Below are 6,233 nucleotides of genomic sequence, written 5' to 3' on the forward strand. Positions count from 1 at the left end.
GCCCGCTCGTCGCACCTCAGGAAGGATGGGCCGTTGTCGATGGCTTGGAACCACTCGGGGAGTTCGCGTCCCGTTATCGTGGGGACCCTTGCGATGAGCTTCGTCTGCGTCTCCGGTGAGTGGTTCAAGGACATGGGCACCTCCGCGGATTAAGGTCCTTTGCTCGACACTGCAACACCGCGCTGCGAATGGCAACCCCCCGGCCAGGCATCATTCTGTGACGGCAGGTAGATTTCCGGTCGCACAAAGAGAGGGCCCCGCCGGTTACGGCGAGGCCCCCAGGAGATGAACGATCAGTCGTCGCCGGTGAAATAGCTGATGAGGCGGAGCACCTCAAGGTAGATCCAGACCAGGCTCAGCATGAGGCCGAACGCGCACTGCCAGGCGAACTTGTCCGGAACGCCCTGACGCACGCCCTGCTCGATCGAGTCGAAGTCGAGGAGCAGGAAGAAGCAGCCGATCAGGATCATGACGATGCTGAAGATGTAGCCGAGCGGGCTGTCGGTGCGCAGGCCGAGCCCGACGCCGTTGAAGATGCCGACCAGCAGGTTGACCAGCACCAGCCCGACCACCGCGATGGCGGCCGCCATGCCGTACTTGACCAGCTTGGGGGTGACGCGGACGACCCGCAGCGAGTAGACGGTCAGCACCGCGCCGAAGGCGAAGGCCGTGCCGAGCACCGCCTGGAAGACGATGCCGCTGATGGCGCCCTCGAACAGCTGGCTGATCTTGCCGAGGAAGACGCCCTCGAACACCGCGTAGCCCAGGATGAGCGCCGGGTTGGTGCTCTGGGTGAACGAGGCGATCAGGCCGAGGATGAGGGCCACGACGGCGGCGCCGACGGCCACCATCGGGGGGACGTTGAGCACCCACGTCGCGGCGGCGGCCACGACGAGCGCGCCGAGGGTGAGGAAGCCCCGGACGACGACGTCGTCGAGGGTCATCGCCCGGTAGGCGGGCGGGGCCGGGGGTGCGTACGACGGGGCGTCGTACATGTTCCGCAGGGTGTCGGGTGACGGGGCCGGGCCGGCCCAACCCGCGCGCTGCTGGCGCGCCCTGCCGAATACGGGGTTCTTGCTCTCCATCGCTGCCTCCTGTGGCGCCGAGCCTACGGGGCCTGGCGGCACCTAGGTCAACTCACGCTCAGATCGAAGTTCGTCGGGGGGGACTTCGGCAGCGAGACAACGAACGTGACCTCGCACGAGTTCCCGAGGCCGGGACGGCCGTCCGGGGCCGGCGGCCGGGCGGCGAGTAACTGCGTCGCAACCAATGGAAACCGGCTTCTGTTGGGTTTCGTGATGAAAACGGAATCTTCCGGATGCCTCACCAGACCGGGTCTTCCCGGCAAACGACTGGAAGCATTGTGTGACGGGTTGACAGCAGTAGTGAACCACCGGATGCGACAAGACGCTTCACTCGGAGAAAACCCCAGGTCGGGGACACTTAAGAATGGTGCCCCCGGCGGGATTCGAACCCGCACTACAACCCTTTTAAGGGGTTTGCCTCTGCCATTGGGCTACGGGGGCGCCGCAATCATACGAAACGGACCATGCTTCCGAGGAGCACAACTTCGCATCAGGCGTCACAACTGTGAAGTCTGCGGTGAAGTGATAGCGCCCCTGGCACTCTGTCCAAGAAGAGTAGACCGTCCAGATGGTCCAGTTGGTGCTGAATGCAGCGGGCCTCGAAGGCGTCCGCCTCGATGACGACCGGCTCCCCTGTGCCTGGCAAATGCCCATGTACGGTGATACGCGTCGCCCGGCGCACGTCGGCCATGAGCCCCGCGATGGACGCGCACCCCTCGCGCCCGCCGTCCCAGTGGGAGGCGCTCGTGAGGCGAGGGTTGACCAGGACAAGCTCCCCGGCCCATGACCGGGCCCGGGGGTGGGCCCAGGCGTTGAAGGCGATCAGCCGCCACCTCAGGCCGATCTGCGGGGCGGCCAGCCCCGTCATGGCCGTCTCGCCGCGCAGGGTGGCGAGCAGGTCGGCCGCGGCCCGCACGGTCTCGGGGGCCGCCGGGTCGACCGGCTCGGCCCTGGCCGACAGCGCCGGGTGCGGCGCGCCGAGCACCTGGCGCGGGGTGCCTCTGGCGCCCGTCACAGCAGGTCCGGCTCGACGGGACGGAAGGTGATCTCCGAGTCGAGCCCGGCGCCGACCGCCGCCAGCCGGCGCATGAGGGCGGCGACGTCGACGTCCTTGGGCAGCTCGACGTCGGCGATGAGCACGTAGAGGCGGCCGGTGAGCCGGGTGCTCATGCCGGTGATGTTGCCGCCGTCGGCGGCCAGCACGGCGCTGACGGCCGAGATGATGCCCGGCCGGTCGGGGCCGTGCACGGTCAGGACGTAGCCGAGGCCGCCGCCGTCGTCGCAGAAGTGCCGCCGCGCCTCGATCGCCGAGGCGGAGACCACCAGCTCGGGCGCGCCGAGCCGCTTGGTCAGCTCGGCGGGGTCGAGGTCGCCGGAGACCAGCAGCATCATCGCCACGTACCCGCCGAGCAGCGTCATGGTCGAGTCCTGGATGTTCGCGCCGCAGTCGGCCAGCGAACCGGTGACGGCGGCGATCACGCCGGGCCGGTCCACGCCGAGCACGGTCACCGCTGAGAGCCCCACCCGTGGTACCCCTTCCGCATTGCGTCCACGGGTGCCGAAAACGCCCCGGCGATGCTCGCCGGGGCGCTGCCGTACCTGGGCTAGCGGCGGGTCGTCGCCACCGCGGCCCTGAACCCGTCGCGCGGATGCTCCATCTCACCCAGCGAGATGGTCTCTCGCTTGAAGAACAGGGCCAGGGTCCAGTCGACGACGACACGGACCTTGCGGTTCAGCGTCGGCACCCGCGACAGATGGTAGGTGCGGTGCATGAACCACGCAGGGAAACCGCGCAGCTTGACGCCATAGACATTGGCGACGCCCTGATGCAGGCCCAGCCCGGCGACCGATCCGACATACTTGTGGTGGTAATCGACCAGTTGCTCGCCCCGCAGGTGCCGGACGATGTTGTCGGCCAGCACCTTGGCCTGGCGCACGGCGTGCTGGGCGTTGGGGGCGCAGTACTGGCCCGGGTTCGTCACGTCGGGCACCCCGGCCGCGTCGCCGGCGGCGAAGGCGTCGCGGGTGCCGGCGACGGTCAGGGCGGCGGTGGTCTTGATCCGGCCCCGCTCGTCCAGGGGCAGGTCGCTGTCGTTGACGACCGGGCTCGGCTTGACGCCAGCCGTCCACACCAGGGTCTCGGCGTCGAACTCGGTGCCGTCGCTGAGCACGACGTGGCCGCCCTCGCACGACTCCAGCCTGGTGTCCAGCTTGACCTCGATGCCGCGTTCGCGCAGCTGCTCCAGCGTCCACTTGCCCATCTCGGGGCCGACCTCGGGCAGCACCCGGTTCGTGGCCTCGACGAGGACCCAGCGCAGGTCGGCCGGGGTGATGTTGCGGTAGTAGCGGGTGGAGTCCTTGGCCATGTCCTCCAGCTCGGCCAGCGCCTCCACGCCCGCGAAGCCGGCTCCGACCACCACGAACGTGAGCGCCCTGCGCCGCACCTCGGGATCGACGGTCGACTCTGCCACGTCGAGCAGGTGCAGCACGCGGTTGCGCAGCGCGATGGCCTCGCCGACGGTCTTGAACCCGATGCCGATGTCGGTCAGCCCGGGGATCGGCAGCGTACGCGAGATCGACCCGGCGGCCATCACGATCACGTCGTAGGCCACCTGGCGCGGCTCGCCCTCGGCGGGCTGGAAGGTGACGACGCGCTCGGCGTGGTCGACCTTGGTGACCGTGCCGTTGAGTATGCGCACCTTGGGGAGGATCCGGCGCAGCGGGGCCACCATGTGCCTGGGCGAGAGGTTGCCCGCCGCCGCCTCCGGGAGGAACGGCTGGTAGGTCATGTAGGACTGGGGGTCGATGATCGTGATGCGCGCCTCGCCGCCGCGCAGCTCGCGGTGGAGCTTGCGCTGCAGTCTTAGCGCGGTGTACAGGCCGACGTAACCGCCGCCGACGATCAAGATGTGCTTGTTCATCCTGAGGCCCCATCCCTCGTGGAATGCTTGTGAAAGCATTCACAAGCTTACGTCGGGCCCTTCCGGAGAGTCCAACCCGGGGATGGTGGGACGCGTCACACCGCCAGTGACCTGGCCCGGAGGAAGACGTCGTCCAGCATCTGGGCGGTGACGCGGCCGGTGAAGGTGTTCTGCTGGCTGGGGTGGTAGCAGCCGATCAGGGTGACGGGGGCGGCGCCGTGCCGGACCTCGACCTCGACGCCGTGGCCGAAGCGGGGGCGGGTGCGCGGCAGCTCGTAGCCGGCGTCCTTGAGCGCGGGCCACATGGCCTGCCAGGCGAACCCGCCGAGCGCCACCACCGCCCGTACGCTCTCCGCCACCATCGCCACCTCCCGCGCCATCCACGGGAAGCAGGCGGCCTTCTCCTCCGGCGTGGGCTTGTTGGCCGGAGGCGCGCAGCGCACCGACGCCAGCACCCTGGTGTCGATGAGCTCCTGGCCGTCGCCGGCGTACGTGCTGGTCTCCTTGGCCGCCAGGCCGCAGCGGTGGAGCGAGGCGAACAGCCAGTCGCCGCTGCGGTCGCCGGTGAAGATGCGGCCCGTCCTGTTGCCCCCGTGGGCCGCCGGCGCCAGGCCGACCAGCAGCACCTTCGGCCGCTCGGCCCCCCACCCGGGGACGGGACGGCCCCAGTACGTCTCGTCCGCGAACGCGCGCCGCCGCACGCGCGCCACTTCCTCGCGCCACTCCACCAGACGCGGGCAGGCGCGGCAGACGGACTGCGCGGCCGTGAGCTCCGCGAGGGTGCCGGTGGTGGAGGCGAGGCGGCGCACGTCCGCGGGGTCGTGGGCCACCGGGGTGTCAGGGGTGGCAGGATCGCCGGGCCAGCCGGTGCCGGGTGGTACGAAGCTCATGACACCGATGGTGCCCGATCACCTCGTCTTCTCGGGCACGGGTGTGGTGGCGGTGGCGGTGGCGGTGGCGGTGGCGGTCGGCGCGGGCGTCGCCGACGGGGCCAGGGGCGCCGTGGAGGCCGTCGGGCACGCGGTGGGCGCGGCCGTGGGCATGCCGTTGTCGGCCATCATCTCCTGCTGCTGGACCAGCGGCAGCGGGTAGCGGTTGAGCACCGGCTCGCCGCAGGACCGGTCGACCATGTACCCGTGGTCCTCGGGGCTGACCGTGATCGGTTTGCCGTCCTGGTCGTAGAGGTAGACGTCGGTCAGCGGGCTGCCGTCCTTGGCGTACGGCTTGATGTTGTAGACGTCGAGGCCGTCGCCGACCAGCATCACGTCGGCCGGCGCCGCCATCGCGACCGGCTGGTCGTCCCGGTCGGAGACCGTCGCCATGCCGGCGAGCAGCGCCAGCGCCGCCACCAGGTTGACGCCCGTGGCCAGCAGCGCGGCGAAGCGCCCCCCGCGGGCCCGGCCGAACCACACCGAGACCCACACCGCCACCGCCACGAGCGCCCACTCCGCCAGGTTCGCCGGGACGACGCCGCCGCGCGCCGTGATCGCCAGCAGCAGCATGGCCAGCAGGTAGCCGCGCAGCACCCACCAGCCGGGCCGCAGCTCGGGCAGGAAGGCCACGAAGCTCCGGTACGGCTTGTGCCGCAGCAGCCCGGCATGCGCCCGCGCCGCCCACGCGCGGGGCCGCGGACGGCGACTCCGGCGGCTCTGGGGACGCCCTCCGTAGGCGGCCACCAGCTCCTCCGCGTACGCGGCGGGCGGCCCGAGCCGATCCTCCAGCGGCAGGTCGGACTCGGCCGCGATCTCGGCCAGATGGTCGTCGAGGTCCTCGATCAGCTCCTCGCGGTCGGGGTGACCGGCCAGGGCGTCGCGGACGGCCTGCGCGTACTGTTCCGGCGTGGTCATGCGTGGCCCTCCTTGAGCAGGGAATCCATGGTGGCCGCGAACGACGCCCACCGCTTGGCGGAGGTGGCGTACAGGGTGCGGCCGACCTCGTTGAGCCCGTAGTACTTGCGGTGGGGGCCCTCGTCGGAGGCCACGACGTAGGAGTTGAGCGCGCCGGCCTTGAACAGGCGGCGCAGCGTGCCGTAGACGGAGGCGTCGCCCACCTCTTCCAGGCCCGCCTCCCTGAGCCGGCGCACGACGTCGTAGCCGTAGCCGTCGCGCTCGGCGAGCACGGCCAGCACGGCCAGGTCGAGCACGCCCTTGAGCAATTGGCTGCTATCCACGCGAAGCAGAGTACTGCGCTATGCGCAGTAGTGGCAACAAGAGAACCGGGCGGCTCC

The 6,233-nt window shown here is 70.4% G+C and carries 8 protein-coding genes and 1 tRNA gene; all 9 read right to left on the reverse strand.

Features of this window, described 5'->3' with window-relative positions:
* Positions 1-134 (reverse strand): DUF4287 domain-containing protein (locus ACWCSD_RS45560; protein WP_449924830.1); only part of this gene is annotated, 134 nt, incomplete at its 3' end.
* A 159-nt stretch (positions 135-293) separates the two neighbouring features.
* Entirely contained in the window at positions 294-1,085 is a 792-nt protein-coding gene (locus tag ACWCSD_RS45565; protein ID WP_358294501.1) for a Bax inhibitor-1/YccA family protein, read from the reverse strand.
* 365 nt (positions 1,086-1,450) lie between these two features.
* Positions 1,451-1,526: transfer RNA gene (locus ACWCSD_RS45570), tRNA-Leu, on the reverse strand.
* A gap of 49 nt (positions 1,527-1,575) precedes the next feature.
* Entirely contained in the window at positions 1,576-2,100 is a 525-nt protein-coding gene (locus ACWCSD_RS45575) for a peptide deformylase (protein ID WP_358294502.1), read from the reverse strand.
* The gene (locus ACWCSD_RS45580) at positions 2,097-2,609 is read right to left on the reverse strand and encodes a glycine cleavage system protein R (protein WP_352353003.1); all 513 of its coding nucleotides are present in this window, start codon (positions 2,607-2,609) and stop codon (positions 2,097-2,099) included. Before ACWCSD_RS45580 ends, ACWCSD_RS45575 begins: the two co-directional genes overlap by 4 nt.
* Before the next feature lie 80 nt (positions 2,610-2,689).
* Entirely contained in the window at positions 2,690-4,006 is a 1,317-nt protein-coding gene (locus tag ACWCSD_RS45585) for an NAD(P)/FAD-dependent oxidoreductase (RefSeq protein WP_449924821.1), read from the reverse strand.
* 95 nt (positions 4,007-4,101) lie between these two features.
* The gene (locus tag ACWCSD_RS45590; RefSeq protein ID WP_449924824.1) at positions 4,102-4,896 is read right to left on the reverse strand and encodes a uracil-DNA glycosylase; all 795 of its coding nucleotides are present in this window, start codon (positions 4,894-4,896) and stop codon (positions 4,102-4,104) included.
* An 18-nt stretch (positions 4,897-4,914) separates the two neighbouring features.
* Positions 4,915-5,853, reverse strand: a complete 939-nt coding sequence (locus ACWCSD_RS45595; RefSeq protein WP_449924827.1) for a hypothetical protein — start codon at positions 5,851-5,853, stop codon at positions 4,915-4,917.
* Positions 5,850-6,176 (reverse strand): PadR family transcriptional regulator, encoded by a 327-nt coding sequence (locus ACWCSD_RS45600; RefSeq protein ID WP_352323564.1) that lies wholly within the window; start codon positions 6,174-6,176, stop codon positions 5,850-5,852. Before ACWCSD_RS45600 ends, ACWCSD_RS45595 begins: the two co-directional genes overlap by 4 nt.
* Positions 6,177-6,233 lie beyond the last annotated feature (57 nt).

This window comes from Nonomuraea sp. NPDC001684, from assembly GCF_053596515.1.

Excerpts from the sequence above, each read along its gene's own strand:
- ACWCSD_RS45565 (WP_358294501.1), bottom strand. The coding sequence starts at position 1,085 with ATGGAGAGCAAGAACCCCGTATTCGGCAGGGCGCGCCAGCAGCGCGCG.
- ACWCSD_RS45585 (WP_449924821.1), bottom strand. The coding sequence starts at position 4,006 with ATGAACAAGCACATCTTGATCGTCGGCGGCGGTTACGTCGGCCTGTAC.
- ACWCSD_RS45590 (WP_449924824.1), bottom strand. The coding sequence starts at position 4,896 with ATGAGCTTCGTACCACCCGGCACCGGCTGGCCCGGCGATCCTGCCACC.
- ACWCSD_RS45595 (WP_449924827.1), bottom strand. The coding sequence starts at position 5,853 with ATGACCACGCCGGAACAGTACGCGCAGGCCGTCCGCGACGCCCTGGCC.